This window comes from Herbaspirillum sp. DW155 (assembly GCF_037076565.1).
Lineage (GTDB): Bacteria > Pseudomonadota > Gammaproteobacteria > Burkholderiales > Burkholderiaceae_D > Herbaspirillum.
This window is the reverse complement of record NZ_AP029028.1, coordinates 4194786-4213691: the sequence shown is the minus strand read 5'-3', so window position 1 is coordinate 4213691 and position 18906 is coordinate 4194786. Positions and strand designations below refer to the sequence as shown.

Sequence of the window (18906 nt, the reverse complement as noted above, 5' to 3'; positions counted from 1 at the left end):
TCGGTCAACAGGCTGGTTCGGTTTTCGTTGAGCAAGGGCAGTCCACTTCCGGGGGCTGCCCTTTGTTTTTCCTCCAACCGAACGTTGAAAGTCGAAAGGAAGCATCATGTTGAAGAAAACCCTGTTGTTCATTCTCAGCTTCTTCGCCGCGACCGCCCTGGCCTGGGCCGAAGTGGACGTCAACAAGGCCGACCAGGCCGCCCTGGATGGCGTGCGCGGGATCGGTCCGGCCATGTCCAAACGCATTCTTGAAGAACGCCAGAAGGGCGGCGCCTTCAAGGACTGGAGCGATCTGGAAAAGCGCGTCAAGGGCATCAAGGACAAGGCCGCAGTGAAGCTTTCTGCCAATGGCCTGACGGTCAACGGCCAGCCCAAGGTGGGTGCGGCAGCACCGGTGGCCAAGGAAGGCAAGCCAGCCAAAGCCCCACGCGCTGAGAACAAGGCCGAGGAGAAGGCAGCAGACAAGCCGGCGGCCGGCAAGTGAGCCAAGGCAGGCCAGGGAGCGGGGGAGCCTGCCGTTTTCAATATCGAAAAGACAGGGACAAGCTGGATTTGGGCTTCACATTTTGATACGAAGTTGTGAACAACTTATTCTTGTTTCTCCAAAAAATTGGGATTAAAGTGGGCCGCAGCCTGTCGTTAACGTCGGTAACAATGTCCATTCCGTGCTGATGACCATGAGAATTGCTGAGCTACCCGCCAATGAAGCCGCCCGTATCGACGCCCTGCATTCGCTGCGCATCCTCGATACTCCCCGTGAAGAGCGATTTGACCGGCTGACCCGCCTGGCGCGGCGGCTGTTCGATGTGCCCATGGCGGTGGTGACGCTCATTGACGTGCATCGTCAATGGTTCAAATCCTGCGTGGGAATGGGGGACGCCACCGAGACCTCGCGCGATATTTCCTTCTGTGCCCACGCCATCCTGCATGAAGACTTGACCATCGTGCCCGATGCCCGGCTCGATGCACGCTTTGCCGGGAACCCGCAAGTGACGGGCGAACCCTTCATCCGTTTCTATGCAGGTTGCCCCATCAGGAGCGAAAGCGGCTTCATGCTCGGCACCTTGTGCCTGGTCGATACCGTGCCACGCAGTTTCGATGCCGATGAGCAGTGCCTGTTGAAGGATCTGGCGGCGATGGTCGAGCAAGAAATGGCCGCCGTGAGGCTGGCCTCCATGGATGAGCTTACTGGCATATCCAACCGGCGCGGTTTCGAATCGCTGGTCCGGCATGCCATGGCGGTCAGCAAGCGTACGGGGCGCCCGGCCTGCATGCTGGGTTTCGATCTCAATCATTTCAAACAGATCAACGACCGTTTCGGTCATGCCGCAGGCGACCTGGCATTGCGCGACTTCGCCGGCCTGCTGATGAGCAATCTGCGCGAATCGGATGTCATCGGCCGCCTGGGCGGTGACGAATTCGCGGCGTTCCTGACCAATACCGCCAAGGCTGATGCGGCCATCGTTCTGCAACATCTGCAGCAGGCCGTGGCGGCCTTCAACCAGCGCGGCCAGCGTCAATATCAGCTGGAGTACAGTGTGGGCGTCGCCCAGTACGATGAGGCGCGCCATCCTGATCTGGCCACCCTGATGGGGCAAGCCGATGAGGCGATTTACGAATGCAAGAAGGCGCGCAGCGCGCCAGCCTGACCGGGGCAGAGCAGGGTGGATGCAGGCAAAGGCGTTGGCGGCGGCGAAATAGCTTAAAATGCCCCCCTGAGCCAAAAAGCCGACAGCAGCCACTCCATGTCTTATCAAGTTCTCGCCCGTAAATACCGTCCCCGCAGCTTCGACACCCTGGTCGGCCAGGAGCATGTCGTGCGCGCGCTGACGCACGCGCTTGAACAGCAGCGGCTGCACCACGCCTATCTCTTCACCGGCACCCGTGGCGTGGGCAAGACCACGCTCTCGCGCATCCTGGCCAAGTCGCTCAATTGCGTCGGCCCCGATGGCAGCGGCGGCATCACCGCCGCGCCCTGTGGCGTATGCGAAGCCTGCGTGGCCATCGATGCCGGGCGCTTCGTCGACTACATCGAGATGGACGCCGCCTCCAACCGCGGCGTGGACGAGATGGCGCAACTGCTGGAGCAGGCCATCTATGCGCCCTCAAACGCGCGCTTCAAGGTCTACATGATCGACGAAGTGCACATGCTCACCAACCACGCCTTCAACGCCATGCTGAAGACGCTGGAAGAGCCGCCCGAGCACATCAAGTTCATCCTGGCGACCACCGATCCGCAAAAGATTCCCGTGACCGTGCTCTCGCGCTGCCTGCAGTTCAACCTCAAGCAGATGCCGCCCGGCCACATCATCGGCCATCTCGACAACATCCTGAACCAGGAAGGCATCGAGTTCGATCCGCCCGCGCTGCGCCTGCTGGCGCAGGGCGCTTCCGGTTCCATGCGCGATGCGCTCTCGCTGACCGACCAGGCCATCGCCTATGCCGCCGGCAAGGTCACGCTGGAAGCCGTGCAGGGCATGCTGGGTGCACTCGACCAGTCCTACCTGATCCGCATCCTCGATGCACTGGCGGCGCAGGATGGCGCCGCCTTGCTGGGCGTGGCCGATGACATGGCTACCCGCAGCCTGTCTTACAACGCCGCTTTGCAGGATCTCGGCACCTTGCTGCACCAGATCGCCCTGGCCCAGGCCGTGCCGGCCGCACTCGCCGATGATTTGCCCCACCGCGAAGATATCCTGCGCCTGGCTGGCCAGTTCAGTGCGGAACATGTGCAGTTGTTCTACCAGATCGCCGTGCATGGCCGCAATGAATTGGGCCTGGCCCCTGACGAATATGCAGGTTTCAGCATGACGCTCTTGCGCATGCTGGCCTTCCGCCCGGTCAGTGCCAGCGCCACTGCGCCGGTGCCTGCAGCCCCCGCGCCGGGCGGCGGCCGTGCGGCCACGCCGCGCCAGGCCGCTCCCTTGCTGGCTCCGCAGGCCGCCGTGACCAGCGCACCGGTCAGCCGCGCGCAACCGTCGGCGGTTCCCGCGTCAGCAGCGCCACCGGCCAGAGCCGAAACGGCAGCGCTGGCACCTGCCCCTGCGGCGCCGTCCGCCGCGGATCAACCCGCCGCGCCTGCGGCTCCCACCTCGGCCCGCGAAGCGGCGCTGATGGCCTTGCGCGGTGGCAAGGGCGGCAAGGCAGCAGCGCGGCCCGCAGCGGCTGCGCCTGCCTCTGCACCCTCCGTTGCGTCGGCCATCCCGGCAGCTACGCCCAGCGCGCCCGCCGTGTCAGCCCCGGCAGCAGCACCCGCCAGGACGGGCCGTGCCGCCGCGCCGATGCCCCCCGATATGCCCGAGCCGCCGCCCTTCGACGCCATCCCGCCGTGGGAAGACGACACAGGCTCGGCAGCGATGCCGCCGTCCGCGCCGATGCCCGAGCTGGCTGAAGAAAGAAGAGACACCGTTCCCGCACCTGCCGCCGCCGCAGAGCCGCCCGCTCCCCAGCGCCCGGCCGCCACCCCGGCGCAGCAGCAGGAAACCGCACGCATCGCCGCCGAACTGGGGTGGGATGGTCACTGGCCGACGCTGGCCGCCAGCCTCACCGCGCTGCGCGGCGTGGCGCATCAGATGGCCTTCCAGAGTGAACTGGTGCGCTGCGAAGCACTCAATGGCGGCAATGTCTGCTTCCACCTGCGTATCCCGCTGGAAACCCTGCGTTCTTCCGGCAGCGTGGAAAAACTGGTGGCGGCGCTGTCCGAGCGTTTCGGTAAGGAAATCCGCGTCGAGACCGAGATCGGTGCCGTAGCCGATACCGCCAATGCAGTGGCCGAGGCCCAACGTGCCGAGCGCCAGCGCCGGGCCGAACAGAAGATGAAGAGCGATCCCTTCGTCATGAGCATGATGCGCGAGTTCGGCGCCACCATCGTGCCGGGGTCGATCCAGGCGTTGTGAGACGTGCACGCGAGCGCCGGCCGGCTTGTCGGCAGCTTGCCCAAACGCGATAGAATTCCGTGAATTGAAACAAGGAGCAATGAGCATGATGAAAGGTCAACTGGCAGGTCTGATGAAGCAAGCACAGGCCATGCAGGACAACATGAAGAAGGCCCAGGAGCAACTGGCCAGCATCGAAGTCGAGGGCCAGTCCGGCGCCGGCCTGGTGAAGGTCGTGATGACCTGCAAGAACGATGTCAAGCGCGTCTCCATCGACCCGTCGCTGCTGGCTGACGACAAGGACATGCTGGAAGATCTGGTCGCCGCCGCCTTCAACGACGCCGTGCGCAAGGCCGAAGCCACCGCTCAGGAAAAGATGTCGGGCGTCACCGCCGGCATGCCGCTGCCCCCGGGCTTCAAGATGCCGTTCTGATGCCGTGCGCGCCCGGTGGCCTCGGCCCCGGGCGCGGGCAGCATCGCGCAGGATAGTCTGATTCTGATGGAATGCAGGATTGCTTAGTGGAGGCACCATGTTCATCGTCTCGATCACGTACACCAGGCCGGCAGGCGAAATCGATGCCTTGCTGACCGCGCACAAGAAATTCCTCAACCAGCAATATGCCGAAGGCGTATTCCTGATGTCCGGCCGCAAGGTGCCGCGCACCGGTGGCATCATCATCGCCGACTGTGCCGACCGTGCCGAGATCGAAGCCATCATGGAATCCGATCCCTTCTTCATCGGCGGCGTGGCCGAATACGAGATCATCGAATTCGTCCCCTCCATGACGGCCGAGGCGCTCGAAGCCTTCCGCTATTCCGTAGACCGCAATTGAAAACGCCCTCCAGTCTCACCCTCCTGACCGAATCGCTGCGCCGGCTTCCCGGCATCGGCCCCAAGACCGCGCAGCGCATGGCTTACCACCTGCTGCAGCATGACCGCGACGCCGCCGCTGACCTGAGCCAGTCGCTGGCCAAGGCGCTCGACACCATCCGCCACTGTGCCCTGTGCAATACCTTCACCGAGCAGGTCATCTGCGAGACCTGCCAGGACAGCCAGCGCGACCACACCCAGCTGTGCGTGGTGGAGTCGCCCTCGGACCAGGTGATGATCGAGCAGACCCTGACCTTCAAGGGGTTGTATTTCGTGCTCATGGGCAGGCTCTCGCCGCTGGACGGCATCGGCCCGCGCGACATCCATCTCGAAAAGCTCATCACCCGCGCCACCGATGGCGTGGTCAGCGAAGTGGTCCTGGCCACCAATTTCACCAACGAAGGCGAAGCCACCGCCCACTACATCAGCGAAACCCTCAAGGCCCGTGGCCTGAAGGTCAGCCGCCTGGCGCGGGGCGTGCCGGTCGGCGGTGAACTGGAATACGTCGACGCCGGCACCATCGCCCGTGCCATGCTGGATCGCCGCACCACCTGATCCCGCGCCGGGATCGTTTTCAGATGAAAAACTCGCAGGCAAGGCGTCGCCGATGAAGGTCAAAATGCGCGACATCGCGCGCATGCTGCAATAGAATGTCGGCTGCCGGCTTGCACGTATGACGTCAGGCGAGGGATTGCAAGGTGTCTACCGACCCGCGCAACGTTCATCCCCACAGCCCGCCGCGCAGCATTACCCGAATCCATCGCATTCCAGGACACTGGCCCGTCCACCCACAAGAGCCAGGTCCCGCACCATCGATCAAGAGGAGAACACCGGACTGCCCGCGCAGGCCGCGCCTGCCAGGCATCCGGTGCAAGCACGATGAGCACAGCCACATCCAAGCCCGGCCCGCTGGCCGGCATCAAGGTACTCGAACTGGGCACGCTGATTGCCGGGCCCTTCTGCTCGCGCATGCTGGCCGAGTTCGGGGCCGAGGTCATCAAGATCGAAGCGCCCGGCAATGGCGATCCGCTGCGCCAGTGGCGCGTGCTCAAGGACGGCACGTCGCTGTGGTGGTCGGTCCAGGCGCGCAACAAGAAGAGCATCACCCTGAACATGAAGGATGACCGCGCCCAGGAGATCGCCCGCAAGCTCGCCCTGGAGGCCGACGTCATCATCGAGAATTACCGCCCCGGCGTGCTGGAGAAGTGGAAGCTCGGCTACGAAGACCTCAAGCCGCTGAACCCCGCCACCATCATGGTGCGCCTGTCCGGCTACGGCCAGACCGGCCCGCTGCGCGACTTGCCCGGCTTTGGCGCCATCGGCGAATCGATGGGCGGTATCCGCTACGTCTCCGGCCATCCGGACCGTCCGCCGGTGCGCATCGGCATTTCGATTGGCGACTCCATCGCCGCGCTGCATGGCGTGATCGGCGCCATGATGGCTTTACGCCATCGTGACGCAACAGGCGGGCGCTGGAACGGCAAGGCCGGCGCAGACTGCGTGGCAGGGCAGGGGCAGATGGTGGACGTGGCGTTATATGAAGCTGTTTTCAATATGATGGAATCAATGGTGCCCGAGTTCGATTTCGCCGGCGTGGTCCGCGAACGCACCGGTGGCGCCCTGCCGGGCATCGTGCCTTCCAACACCTATACCACTGGCGATGGCATGAACATCGTCATCGCCGGCAATGGCGATGCCATCTTCAAGCGCCTGATGAGCGCCATCGGCCGCGATGACATGGCCAATGATCCGGGCCTGGCGCGCAATGACGGCCGCGTGCCGCGTACCCAGGAAATCGACGATGCCATCCAGCAGTGGTGCCACACCCAGACCATCGATTCGGCCCTGGCCGCATTGCAGGGGGCCGACGTCCCGGTCGGCAAGATCTATTCGGTCAAGGACATGATGAGCGATCCCCAGTTCCTGGCCCGCGGCATGTTCGAGCAGCATCAGTTTGCCGATGGCACGCCGGTCAAGCTGCCCGGCATCACGCCCAAGCTCTCGGAGACTCCCGGCCAGACCAAATGGCTGGGCCCCGAGCTGGGCGCCCACAGCGATGAAATCCTGCAATCGCTGGGGTATGATGAGGCCCACATCAAGAAGCTGCGGGACGAAGGCGTGGTCTGAAGCAGCATGACAAAGGCAGGCACCTGCACGGGGTCGCCTGCACAAGCTGGACAACAAGCAGTAAGCCCCCATCCATCCACGGAGGAGACATAATGAAATTGAGCTGGAAGCAATTGCTGATCGCCGCAGGCCTGTTCCTGGCCGGCTACTTTTCCTTCAACGGCAGCGCCGGCGCGCAGGCGCTGGAAAAACCCAAGGTCTCCATCGCCGTAGGCGGCAAGAACCTCTTCTACTATCTGCCCCTGACCATTGCCGAGCAGCTCGGCTATTTCAAGGATGAGGGCCTGCAGGTCGAGATCTCCGACTTTGCCGGTGGCGCCAAGGCGCTGCAGGCGATGGTGGGCGGCAGCGCCGATGTGGTCTCCGGCGCCTACGAACACACCATCAACATGCAGGCCAAGAACCAGCCCATCGTGGCCTTCGTGCTGCAGGGCCGGGCGCCGCAGATCGTGCTGGCGGTCAACAACAAGACCATGCCCAACTACAAGACCGTGAGCGACCTCAAGGGCAAGAAGATCGGCGTGACCGCACCGGGCTCCTCCACCAGCATCATGGCCAGCTACGTGCTGGCCAAGGCGGGCCTGAAGCCCACCGATGTTTCCTTCATCGGCGTGGGTGCCGCAGCGGGTGCTATCTCGGCGATCCGCTCGGGCCAGATCGATGCGATTGCCAATCTCGATCCGGTGATCTCCATGCTGGAGCAGCACAACGAGATCAAGACCATCGCCGATACCCGCACCCTGAAGGACACCAATGATGTCTTCGGTGGCCCCATGCCGGCCGCGACCCTGTATGCCCCGGCCGCCTTCGTGCAGAAGTATCCCAACACCACGCAAGCCCTGACCAACGCCATGGTGCGCGCGCTGAAGTGGATCCAGAAGGCCGGTCCCTCCGACATCATCAAGGCCGTCCCGGAAAGCTACCTGCTGGGCGACCGCTCGCTCTACATCGATGCCTTCATGAAGGTGCGCCAGGCCATCTCGCCGGACGGCTACTTCCCGCCGGGCGGTCCGGATACCGCGCTGCGCACCCTGAAGGCCTTCGAGCCCTCGCTGGCCGACAAGCAGATCGACCTGTCCAAGACCTTCACCAATGACTTCGTGCAGAAGGCCAACGCCAAGTACAAGTAATCGCAGCAAGCGCGGCGCTCCCAGCCGATGCGAACGCACCGCAAATGCCCGGCAACGGGCATTTGCGCATCTGGGGGCTGCCATCTTCATCCCGATGATCCATCAGGGCCCCACCGGCCCGCATTGCCATGACGCCAGCCCTCCAGTTCGATAACATCACCTGCACCTTCGTCTCCAAGGACGACCGTTCCCAGCGCTACACCGCCGTGGCCAATACCGATCTCTCCATCGCACCCGGCGAATTCGTCTCCGTGGTCGGCCCCACCGGCTGCGGCAAGTCCACGCTCCTGAACGTCGGTGCCGGCCTGCTGCAACCGTCCTCGGGCAGCGTCAGGGTCTTCGGCGAAGAACTCAAGGGCATCAACCGGCGCGCCGGCTACATGTTCCAGGCCGAGGCGCTGATGCCCTGGCGCAGCGCCTTGCAGAACGTGATCGCCGGCCTGCAGTATCGCGGCCATGACGAGAAGTCGGCAGAAGAACTGGGCGAACAGTGGCTGGCGCGCGTGGGCCTGCAAGGCTTCGGCGACCGCTATCCGCACCAGCTCTCCGGTGGCATGCGCAAGCGCGTGGCGCTGGCGCAGACGCTGATCCTGGACCCCGACATCATCCTGATGGACGAACCTTTTTCGGCCCTCGACATCCAGACCCGCCAGCTGATGGAAAACGAAGTGCTGGACCTGTGGAACGCCAAGAAGAAGGCGGTCCTTTTCATCACCCACGATCTCGATGAAGCCATCGCCATGTCCGATCGCGTGATCGTGCTCGCGGCCGGCCCGGGCACGCACCCCATCGGTGAATTCGGGATCGACCTGCCGCGTCCGCGCGACGTGGCCGAGATTCGCATGCATCCGCGCTTCGTCGAACTGCACCAGCAGATCTGGGATGTGCTGCGCGATGAAGTGCTCAAGGGTTACCAACAACAAAAGCGCGCAGCATAAGCGCTGCACAAGCCGACCGGAAAAGATCAGGGAAGAGAATCAGCACCATGTGGAAATTATTGAAACCGAGTCACAAGAACATCCGTTTCTGGCAACTGATGGTATTGCTCATCGTGCTGCTGGTCTGGCACGTCGCCACACGCAACCCGCAGACCGCCTTCTTCTTTGGCGAACCGCTGAAGGTTGCGCAACGCATCTGGGAATGGTTCACGGTGGGTAGCGGTACGCTGGAGGTGGGCGTGGGCGACACCACCTTCTTCACGCTCAACTTCCCGGCGGAGATTTATTCACACCTGTTGATCACGCTGACCGAAACCGTGCTGGCCTTCCTCATCGGCACCGTCTTCGGCCTGGCCATCGGCCTGTGGCTGGCGCTCTCGCCGACCGCCTCGGCCATCCTCGATCCGTACGTGAAGGCGGCCAACTCCATGCCGCGCGTGATCCTGGCACCGATCTTCGCGATGTGGTTCGGCCTGGGCATCTGGTCCAAGGTGGCGCTGGCGGTGACGCTGGTGTTCTTCATCGTCTTCTTCAACGTCTACCAGGGCGTCAAGGAAGTCAGCCCGGTGGTGCTGGCCAATGCCCGCATGCTGGGCGCCAATGCACGCCAGCTGCTGCGCACGGTCTATCTGCCCTCGGCGACCTCGTGGGTGTTTTCCAGTCTGCACACTTCCATCGGCCTGGCCTTCGTCGGTGCGGTGGTGGGTGAATACCTGGGCTCGGCGCGCGGCGTGGGCTACCTGATCTTGCAGGCAGAGGGCAGCTTCGACATCAACACCGTCTTCGCCGGCATCGTCGTGCTGACCGTCTTCGCGCTGGTACTCGACCTTGCCGTGGGCGTGATCGAAAAGCGCCTGATGAAGTGGCAGCCCAAGAGCGGCGAGACCGAAAAACTCTGACCGCGCTTGCTTACGACACCGCCATCAGTTCTTCCTTGCGTGGTGCGAAGAAGGTGGCAATGAGACGTTCCACATCGATCACCTGGATGGTACTGCCCGGGTTGGCTGTGCGGATCAGGTTGCAGATGTAATGCGGCCCGCTGCCCGACATCCTGAATGCATCATCGATATGGATCTCGCCGAATTCCATCACGTCATGCAGGCTGTCGACCAGCAGGCCGATCGTTCTTCCCGCATGGCGCACGATAACGATTTCCTTGCCCGCGTTGTCTGACGAGCGGCTGCCCAGCAATAGCTGGCGCATGTCCACCACCGGCACGAAGACCGAAGACGCCGTGCTGCCGTCCTGATAATCGAGGGCACCGGCCAGCACCTGCCTGAAGGTCGAGGTCGAGAGCATGCGCTCGGCCCCGATCGATTCCACCACCTGGCTGGCCGCCAGTGCGAAGGTCTCGCCATCGAGCCGGATGCTGGCAAATTCCCGCTTCGCTCCCGTGAAGGGGGCCGCTTCCACACTCAGACTTTCCACCGGTAGTTCCGCATCGGTCTTCTTGCCGATCGGTACGAAGACGCAGGCGATCACGTCGTTGGTGTATTGCCCGTCATTCTTGTATTCGCGATAGCCGGACGAGGTGGTGTATCCCACCACCATATAGGTGTCATCATGAATGCGGATATCCGCCGTGCTGCTGCCATTGGCGGCGGCACTGGCCTTGGCGCCCGGCAGCAGGGTGCTGCCGGGCGGGTAGTCCTTGTGGGTGCTGGCAATGACTTTGCCCTGGCGATCCGTATAGGCGGCGAACGCACCGGGCTGTTCCGGCAGCGCCCCCGTGAGCATGTTGGCGAACTCCGGGGTGGCATCGAAGACCAGCGCGATCCCCCCGGTGACTTGTGCGCGATCCGGATGGAACAGGGCGCTGCAATAGACATAGGTGGCTGCGCCGTCATACAGCGGCGTAGCCGCGAAGGGCGACACGCAATATTGGCTGGCATCGGAAAGACGCAGCGTATCGCGCAGCAATTGCTCATCCACGGAGGAGCCGACCAGTTCGCTGCCATCGGCCAGCGGCGCACTGGTCGCCACGATGCGGCCCTGTGCATCAAATACCACCAGCCTGGCGTAGACCGTGTAGAGCGCATTGATGGCGCTGAGGATGCCGGTCATCTCGGCCAGATCGGCGCTGCTGCGCACCTCCCTGGCCATGATCTGCCGCAGGCGCGGCGTGAGTGACCACCAGCGGCAATCATTGGCGCGTTCATACAGATTGCGGTCCATGATATCGACCATCAGGCGCGAGATGTATTGCCCATCCTGCAGATTGGACGACAGCGCTGTGGCGTACAGGTCGAGGATCGATTTGCGGAACACGTCATTGGTTTCGTCACCGGTCTGGCTGATCTCCTGCAGGATGGCCTTGAGCCGCAACAGGTCGCCGGACTCTCCCGAGGCCATGATCTTGCCGTTCCACACCACGCGCCGCAGCGAATGATTGATGGCGTCGGCCATGGTAGTGACGTCGTGCAGTGGCGGACAAAATGATTTGGCATGGGACATCACCCCCGCCAGCAGCTGCGGATCAAATTGCGCCAGCATCTCCTGGGTCTGCTGACGGAACGCCAGGTCGCACGGCACCATCACATGGCCAAACCAGCCCGGGCCGCTGTAGCCCTGGTAATTGCGGGCCGCACAGGTGCGCGCCAGGTATTGGCGGCCGGCATGGCTGACGATCTGATAGGCGCCTTCCAGCGCCAGCGGAACCGTGCGTCCTACCGGCACGTGTTCGGCATCGCTGCTGGCAATGACACAGCCTTCGCGGTCGAGCATGAGCATGACGGTGTGGTCATGCGGTTTGCGCAGTCCGCTGAAGATGTCATTCATTTCCACCGCCACCGGGAAACACAGGCACAGCACTCCGATGGCCTGGCCATCCGCAGGATCGACGATCTTGTGGGAATAGATCAGCGAACGCTCGCCGCCGCGCAGATCGGACACCTCGAAGCTTTCCACATAGCCGGAAGCGGCCAGGGTCTGCGCCACCAGAGGGTCGCGACAGTACTGGACGTCGTTGTCCTGATCCAGATGCGCCAGCACCCGCCCTTGCGTATCGAGGATGAAGATTTCGTCGTAGACGGTATATTTTTCCCGATAGGCCTGCAGGCGCGCGACGATACCGCGCGCGTCCGCATCCGGTCCCTCCAGGATGAAGGACCGGATGGCTTCATCCATGGAAAGAAAACCGACATCGGCGGTGCGCTCGAACAGGTTGCGCACCACGATGTCGATGATGACCCGGGCCTTGAAATCGAATTCCTGAACTAGCTTGGCAAGGTTCTGCTGTACCAGATTGGCAATGAGCTGCTTTTCCAGCTGGTTGAAGCCTTCCCGCGTGACCTTGATGGTCGGCAGGATGCTCTTGGCTTCTGCCGGACACACCATCTTGGTGGTCGATTCGATCAGGCGCCAGGCGATGCTGAGTTCTCGTAGTGCGCGTTCGCAGTCGACGATGGCCGGCATATAGCGCAGAAAATCATGGTGCTGTTTATCTTTGTTCATTATGGTGTGCAGAGCTGTCTGACGTGTGGATTCCCCATGCTTACACTAGAACCCATTTCATAAATAGGCGTGAGATGCGTTCTGTCCAGAAAGGGCGCTGGCAAGGCGCGCGACGCGTCGTGTGGCGGTGCCACACGCAAGGAGTGCAACGCGGCCAGCGCCCTTTCTGGACAGAACCCGGAGGGAGCGGCCCGTTTGGGCGAATTGCTGCGTTACGAATTTGGGTCAAGACGCCCAGTCTTGACCCAAATTCGCGCCTTGCACTTCATCCCAAACGGGACTCGCTCGCACTCACGCCTATTTATGAAATGGGTTCTAGCAAAGACCAAGCCAGTACTGGCTCGCAGGCTGAAACGATTTCATTCCCGCGAGATGAGGCAATCGCCCGCCCCGATGCTCGCATCACAAACACGACGCACCGCATCGGCACCTTGATGAGACGCATGCCCGGGCCCGTGCCCCGAACAGGGGCCGGGCCGCACCAACATTTACGCGACTACGAACACATCCACCACACTGCTGAGCTTGTGCGCCTGTTCCTGCAGCGCTTGCGATGCCGCAGCTGCCTGTTCCACCAACGCTGCATTCTGCTGGGTCACCTGATCCATCTGCGAAATGGCGTTGTTGATTTCTTCCAGTCCCTTGCTCTGCTCGTTGCTGGCGGCACTGATGGAACTGATCACCGAGACCACGCGCTCCACGCTGGTGACGACCTCACCCATGGTCTGGCCGGCGCGGTTCACCAGGGTGCTGCCGGAAGAGACCTTTTCCACCGAGTCATCAATGAGCGCCTTGATTTCGCGGGCAGCGGTGGAGCTGCGCTGCGCCAGACTGCGCACCTCCGAGGCGACCACCGCGAAGCCCCGGCCTTGTTCACCCGCCCGCGCCGCTTCCACTGCCGCATTCAGGGCCAGGATATTGGTCTGGAAGGAAATGCCGTCGATGACGCTGATGATGTCCACGATCTTCCTGGAGGACTCGTCGATGGCGGTCATGGTCGCCACCACATCCTGCACCAGCTTGCCGCTTTCGGAGGCCACCGCTGAGGCTTGCGCGGCCAGGCGATTGGCCTCGCCGGCGCTGTCGGCGTTGTTCTTGACGGTGGAGGTCAACTGCTCCATGGCCGAGGCAGTTTCTTCCAGCGAGCTGGCCTGTTGCTCGGTGCGGGAGGACAGATCGAGGTTGCCCGCAGCGATCTCGCTGCTGGCCGTGTTGATGGCGTCGGTGCCCGCGCGCACTTCACGCACGATCTGCCTGAGTCCTTCGTTCATGCTCTTCATCGACATCATCAGGCTATCCGGATTGCTGCCGGCGACCCGCACCTCCTTGCGCAGATCGCCCCTGGCGATCAGGGCGGCCAGCTCGGCCGCCTCCGCCGGTTCGCCGCCGAGTTGATGCGATACGCTCCTGATGATGAAGGTGGCGCTGAGCAGTCCCAGCAGGATGGCCAGCACGCCCAGCGTGATGAGCTGACGCTGCGCAGCGTTATAGACCTCCTTGGCTTCCTGCGTAGCATCATGATTGAGCTTGTCCTCGAACTTCGACAGATCGGCGATCATCTGCCGGCGCTGTGCTTGCAGTTTGGCCAGATCACCGAAGGCCAGGGTCTGGATCTCGTTGGCCTTGTTCTGCTTGGCCAGATCGAGTAGCTTCTGCAAGTCGGGAGTCAGCGCTTGCGTCTGCTTCTTGATGCGCACAATCTCCTTCTTTTCGGTGTCTGTAGTGTCCGGTACTTCTGCGAAGATCTTGTCGAGCGCATTTTCTGCTTCGGTGTAGATGCCAATCTGCCGTTGGAGCATGTCGGCATATTGATTGAACTCGGTAGGCGTAGAGGCCATAGCCAAGCTGCGCGAAGCCAGGGACTGTTCATAGCCCGCAGCGCGCATGACGGACAGATGGTAGATCTCAAGGTTGTTGACGTCCGTGATGGCAAGCAATTGCTGATGGACGCTGCTCATCTTGTCCAGTGCTGTGCCGATGGTCAGCAACAGCAATACGAGTACCGTCCCGAAGCCCAGCATGAGCCTGGACGATACTTTGATACGACTGCCCTTCATTACTTGCTCCCCTGTATAAAACGCGGTATTGGCTGATGAACGAGTTCAGCAATGGCGCCATGCGGACTCGCTCCGGGTGCAGAGGCAAGCGCTGCCTGCTCTGTATGGATGCCCCCGTTGACGCTTCCGGTTTTTGGGGCAGAGACGCACTCTAGAGGAATATCGTTTTCTTGATTAGCTTGTCTTCATTAATGAATTCATTCATGAAAACGGCGTAATGAGACTGCTGCCGCACGGATCTACGCTCGTCGCCAGACCTGAAAAACCTTTTCCCGCAAGGGGAAGAGGGCAGGCAGAGTATTAAAAATCCTTGCCCGGTCGGTACGGCGCTGCGCCTAAAAAAATGCTCCTTCGTGAAGGAGCATTGACAACCGTGCCAAGATTTTTTTGATTGATTCCCAGCTGACCGTGGCGTGCAAACCACGTACCCGGCAACCCTCACACGGCAGCGCTTTTTCGCGTCAGTGCTGCATCAGGAAAACGTCAGCAATACGTCAGCAATGTTTTCTTGCCGGGTGCGAAAAGTACCTTGCGTGCTGCGCCAGTCATTGCAACTTTCCGGATAACGCCGGCGCAGCACTGCGACAAGGTGATGCATCCTTGCATCATGTGGTGTGACACTGATGCAGGAATGCATCGCCTCCTCAACGCTTCAATGCAGGTTGCGAACCCTTGCCCAGGATCAGGTTGGCAATGACCGCCACCACCACGTTGAGGGTCAGCGCGATCAGGCCGGTGTAGAGCGTATAGGTGTCGCCACCGATGACGAAGCTGTGCACCGGCTTGATGCCATCGGCAAAGGCCATCCAGCTACCGCCGATGATGCCCACGGCCCAGCCGCACAAGAGCGCGCGTGCGCCGAACCAGCCCACGAAGAGGCCGAACACCAACGCCGGGAAAGTCTGCAGAATCCATACGCCACCCAGCAATTGCAGGTCCAGCGCGAACTTGGTCGGCAGGAACAGGATGAACACCAGCGCGCCGAACTTGACCACCAGCGACACCACCTTGGCCACCTTGGCTTCGCCCTCATGGCTGATGCCAGGATTGACGTAAGGCTTCCAGAAGTTGCGGGTGAAGAGGTTGGAGGCACCGATGGACATCACCGCCGCCGGCACCAGTGCACCGATGGCGATGGCCGCGAAGGCAAAACCGGCGAACCAGCCCGGGAAGAGGCCATTGAACAGCGCCGGCACCACGTCATTGTTGGCCTGCACCTTGATGCCCGCCGCATAGGCCATGTAGCCCAGCAGCGCGATCAGTCCCAGCAGCACCGTATAGGCGGGCAGGAACACGGCGTTCTTGCGGATGGTGTTGGCATCCTTGGCCGCGAAGATGCCGGTCAGGGTATGCGGATACATGAAGGCGGCCATGGCCGAACCCAGCGCCAGCGTGGCGAAGGGCAGGAACTGCGTGGGCTTCAGTGTCAGGCCGGTCGCGCCACCCTTGAGTGCGAAGGCTTCGCGCGCCGAGTTGAACACGGCACCGTAGCCGCCCAGCTTGGCCGGCACCACCACCACTGCCACCAGCACCACGATGTAGATCATGATGTCCTTGACGAAGGCGATCAGTGCCGGTGCCCGCAGGCCGGCCGAGTAGGTGTACAGCGCCAGGATCACGAAGGCCGCCAGCAGCGGCAGCTCACCTGTCAGCCCGAGGGCTTTGATGACCACTTCCATGCCGATCAGCTGCAGCGCGATGTAGGGCATGGTGGCCACTACGCCGGTGAGCGCAATGGCGAACTCCAGCGGACGCGACTGATAGCGGCCCCACACCACGTCGGCTGCCGTGACGTGACCGGCCTTGTGCGCGGCATGCCACAGCCTGGGCATGATCACGAACACGATGGGATAGACCAGGATGGTATAGGGCAGGGCGAAGAAGCCATAAGCCCCGACGGCATACACCAGTGCCGGCACTGCGATGACGGTATAGGCGGTATAGAAGTCGCCGCCCACCAGGAACCAGGTGATCCAGGTTCCGAAGTTGCGGCCACCCAGGCCCCACTCATCGAGGTGGGCGCCCTTGTGGCTGCCGCCGGCCATCCATTTGGAGGCCAGGAACCCCATCACGGTGACCAGGGCGAAGAAGAACAGGAAGACCCAGAGTGCGGTCCAGTGGATGTTGGACGCCTCCATTATTCGACTCCCTTTTTCAGTCCGTCACGATAGACCAGCCAGATGATCAGCGAGGTCAGCGGCACCCAGGCGAACTGGTACCAGTAGAAGAAGGGGAAACCGAACAGGCTGGGCAATTCGGCGTTGTAGAACGGGACCCAGAGCAGGCCGATGAAAGGCAGCAGAAGTAATAGCCGCATGATTGATGCTCCTCGAACTTTTGGCGGAAGAATTTTTATATCGACGCTGGCCCGGCCTTGCGGGCCGGGGGCGCCTTGAAAGTTGCCCGCAGATTATAGGGATAATCCGGCCATCGCGTCCGCCGCGATACTTCAACAGGCGCGCCCGTCGCCACTGCAAGCTCGGCCAAATTCGCGTAGTCTGCCGCATGTGATCTTCCCGCCGAGTTCCGCCATGAGCCAGATCCTGCCCGTTTCGAATGATGTCCTTGCCGCCCCCGACGCCGCTGCAGACCTGTTACCCGCGCTGGCGCAATGGCTGTGCTCGCATCGTCAGGTGCTGGTGCTGACCGGTGCGGGCATCAGCACCGCCTCCGGCATTCCCGATTATCGTGACGACAGCGGCGTGCGGCGCGGCCGCCTGCCCATCCAGGGCAGCGAGTTCCGCCAGTCCGAAGCCGCCCGCAAACGCTACTGGGCGCGCAGCATGCTGGGCTGGCCCCGTCTGGCGCGCGCCACGCCCAATGCGGCGCATCGCGCGCTGGCGCAATTGCAGCAGGCCGGCTACGTGGGGGCCATCCTCACGCAGAACGTCGATGGTCTGCATCAGCAGGCCGGCAGCCGCTCGGTCATTGAACTGCACGGCAGCATTCATGCGGTGCGTTGCCTTTCGTGCGGCACCGTCTGTGCGCGCGCCGACATCCAACAGGAACTGGCGCGCTGCAATCCCGCTTTCGTCCACCTGCAGGCCGAAGCCTTGCCCGACGGTGATGCCCGCCTGGAGCCCGATGCCGACGCGGCCTTTCACGTGCCCGTCTGCATGGCCTGCGGCGGCATGCTGCAACCGGATGTGGTGTTCTTCGGCGACGGCGTGCCCGCCGAGCGCAGCGCCCAGGCCGAGGCGGCGACCCGGGCCTGCGATGCCATGCTGGTGATCGGTTCCTCGCTGATGGTGCTGTCCGGTTTCCGCTTCCCGCGCATGGCGGCAGCAGCGGGCAAACCGGTGGTGGCGATCAATCGTGGCATCACCCGTGCCGATGACTTGCTGGCCTTCAAATTGCGCGACGATGCCGAATCGGTGTTGCCGCGCCTGGCGGCCCTGCTGGGCGCGGGCGCATCCGACCAGAGAATGTAGCGATGTTCTTTCTTCATGTAGCGCCGTTGATCGTGCTGGCCCTGCTCACGGTGGGGCTGGCGGTCTGGGGCGGGTTTGCCCTGTGGTATCAGTTGCCGGTGACCACCTGGCTGCGCATCGCGGTCATCGTGCTGTGGTGCCTGCCGCCGGCAGCGACGCTGGCGCAGGCGGCCGGTCTGTCCCTGTCCTGGGGCTGGAGCCCGCTGGTCTTCGTGCTGGCCGGCATTGTCATGGCGGGCTGGTGGTGCAGCATCCGCCCGCGCCATGACCGTGACTGGGCTGACGATGTGGCGCACATGCTGGTGCCGCAGGTGCAGGGCGATCTCGTGCAGCTGGGCAACGTGCGCAACTTCGCCTGGCGCACCGAGACCGACTACGACATCCGCTGGGAATCGCGCCAGTATGATCTGGCGCAACTGGTCTCGGCCGACCTGCTGCTGTCCTACTGGATGGGGCCGGCCATTGCCCATACGCTGGTGTCGTTCGGGTTCGCCGATGGCCGGCGCCTGGTGTTCTCGCTGGAAATCCGGCGTGAACGTGGCGAAGCCTTCTCGGCGTTGGGCGGCTTCTTTCGCAAGTTCGAGACCGTCATCGTCGCCGCCGACGAGAACGACATCATCCGCACCCGCACCCATGCGCGCGGCGAGGATGTGTATCTGTATCGTCTGCAATTGCGTCCGGACCAGTTGCGCAAGGTCTTCCTCGGTTACCTTGAACGGGCAGCGCAATTACGCGAGCGCCCGCGCTTCTACAACACCCTCACCAGCAACTGCACCACCATCGTCTTCGAACTGGCACGCCGCCTCTCGCCCGCGCTGCCACTGGATTATCGCCTGCTGCTTTCGGGCTATTTCGCCGATTACGTGTTCGACCACGGTGTGCTCACGCCCGGTTACTCCTTCGCGCAATTGCGCCAAAGCGGGCGGATCACGCAACGCGCCTTGCAGAACGACATGCAGGACGACTACAGCAAGCGCATCCGGCAGGGTGTGCCGGGCGTGGACGCGGCCGAGTTGCGCTGAGT

The 18906-nt window shown here is 62.6% G+C and carries 16 protein-coding genes; 12 read left to right on the top strand and 4 right to left on the bottom strand.

Features of this window, described 5'->3' with window-relative positions; genetic code table 11:
• Positions 1–106: 106 nt before the first annotated feature.
• The 10 genes from AACH55_RS19095 to AACH55_RS19050 all read left to right on the top strand — a co-directional run bounded on the left by AACH55_RS19095 (position 107) and on the right by AACH55_RS19050 (position 9840).
• On the top strand, positions 107–484 hold the full coding sequence (locus AACH55_RS19095; RefSeq protein ID WP_338716219.1) for a helix-hairpin-helix domain-containing protein: 378 nt from the start codon (positions 107–109) through the stop codon (positions 482–484).
• Positions 485–677: 193 nt separating this feature from the next.
• Complete coding sequence (locus tag AACH55_RS19090; RefSeq protein WP_338716218.1) at positions 678–1649, top strand: sensor domain-containing diguanylate cyclase; 972 nt, start codon at positions 678–680, stop codon at positions 1647–1649.
• A gap of 96 nt (positions 1650–1745) precedes the next feature.
• The gene (locus AACH55_RS19085; protein WP_338716217.1) at positions 1746–3896 is read left to right on the top strand and encodes a DNA polymerase III subunit gamma/tau; all 2151 of its coding nucleotides are present in this window, start codon (positions 1746–1748) and stop codon (positions 3894–3896) included.
• Positions 3897–3981: 85 nt separating this feature from the next.
• Complete coding sequence (locus AACH55_RS19080; protein WP_008331542.1) at positions 3982–4308, top strand: YbaB/EbfC family nucleoid-associated protein; 327 nt, start codon at positions 3982–3984, stop codon at positions 4306–4308.
• A 97-nt stretch (positions 4309–4405) separates the two neighbouring features.
• Positions 4406–4708: a YciI family protein gene (locus tag AACH55_RS19075; protein ID WP_338716216.1), complete on the top strand. Its 303-nt coding sequence runs from the start codon at positions 4406–4408 to the stop codon at positions 4706–4708.
• Positions 4705–5301 carry a recombination mediator RecR gene (recR, locus tag AACH55_RS19070; protein ID WP_338716215.1) on the top strand — a complete coding sequence of 199 codons (597 nt, stop codon included), beginning with the start codon at positions 4705–4707 and terminating at the stop codon, positions 5299–5301. The genes AACH55_RS19075 and recR overlap by 4 nt, the downstream gene beginning before the upstream one ends.
• Before the next feature lie 324 nt (positions 5302–5625).
• On the top strand, positions 5626–6873 hold the full coding sequence (locus AACH55_RS19065) for a CaiB/BaiF CoA-transferase family protein (protein ID WP_338716214.1): 1248 nt from the start codon (positions 5626–5628) through the stop codon (positions 6871–6873).
• Positions 6874–6965: 92 nt separating this feature from the next.
• Complete coding sequence (locus AACH55_RS19060) at positions 6966–8003, top strand: ABC transporter substrate-binding protein (RefSeq protein WP_338716213.1); 1038 nt, start codon at positions 6966–6968, stop codon at positions 8001–8003.
• 128 nt (positions 8004–8131) lie between these two features.
• Positions 8132–8941: an ABC transporter ATP-binding protein gene (locus AACH55_RS19055; protein WP_338716212.1), complete on the top strand. Its 810-nt coding sequence runs from the start codon at positions 8132–8134 to the stop codon at positions 8939–8941.
• 47 nt (positions 8942–8988) lie between these two features.
• Positions 8989–9840, top strand: a complete 852-nt coding sequence (locus AACH55_RS19050; RefSeq protein WP_338716211.1) for an ABC transporter permease — start codon at positions 8989–8991, stop codon at positions 9838–9840.
• 10 nt (positions 9841–9850) lie between these two features.
• Here AACH55_RS19050 and AACH55_RS19045 read toward each other — a convergent pair whose 3' ends face one another.
• From AACH55_RS19045 to AACH55_RS19030, 4 genes are all read right to left on the bottom strand, one after another.
• The gene (locus tag AACH55_RS19045; RefSeq protein WP_338716210.1) at positions 9851–12394 is read right to left on the bottom strand and encodes a chemotaxis protein CheW; all 2544 of its coding nucleotides are present in this window, start codon (positions 12392–12394) and stop codon (positions 9851–9853) included.
• 488 nt (positions 12395–12882) lie between these two features.
• Positions 12883–14451 carry a methyl-accepting chemotaxis protein gene (locus AACH55_RS19040; protein ID WP_338716209.1) on the bottom strand — a complete coding sequence of 523 codons (1569 nt, stop codon included), beginning with the start codon at positions 14449–14451 and terminating at the stop codon, positions 12883–12885.
• Positions 14452–15095: 644 nt separating this feature from the next.
• Entirely contained in the window at positions 15096–16589 is a 1494-nt protein-coding gene (locus AACH55_RS19035; protein WP_338716208.1) for a sodium:solute symporter family protein, read from the bottom strand.
• Positions 16589–16768 (bottom strand): DUF3311 domain-containing protein, encoded by a 180-nt coding sequence (locus tag AACH55_RS19030; RefSeq protein WP_034332747.1) that lies wholly within the window; start codon positions 16766–16768, stop codon positions 16589–16591. The genes AACH55_RS19035 and AACH55_RS19030 overlap by 1 nt, the downstream gene beginning before the upstream one ends.
• A 214-nt stretch (positions 16769–16982) precedes the next feature.
• Here AACH55_RS19030 and AACH55_RS19025 point away from each other — a divergent pair, with 214 nt between their 5' ends.
• The gene (locus AACH55_RS19025) at positions 16983–17882 is read left to right on the top strand and encodes an NAD-dependent protein deacetylase (RefSeq protein WP_338716207.1); all 900 of its coding nucleotides are present in this window, start codon (positions 16983–16985) and stop codon (positions 17880–17882) included.
• 2 nt (positions 17883–17884) lie between these two features.
• Positions 17885–18904 carry a DUF4105 domain-containing protein gene (locus tag AACH55_RS19020; protein WP_338716206.1) on the top strand — a complete coding sequence of 340 codons (1020 nt, stop codon included), beginning with the start codon at positions 17885–17887 and terminating at the stop codon, positions 18902–18904.
• Positions 18905–18906 lie beyond the last annotated feature (2 nt).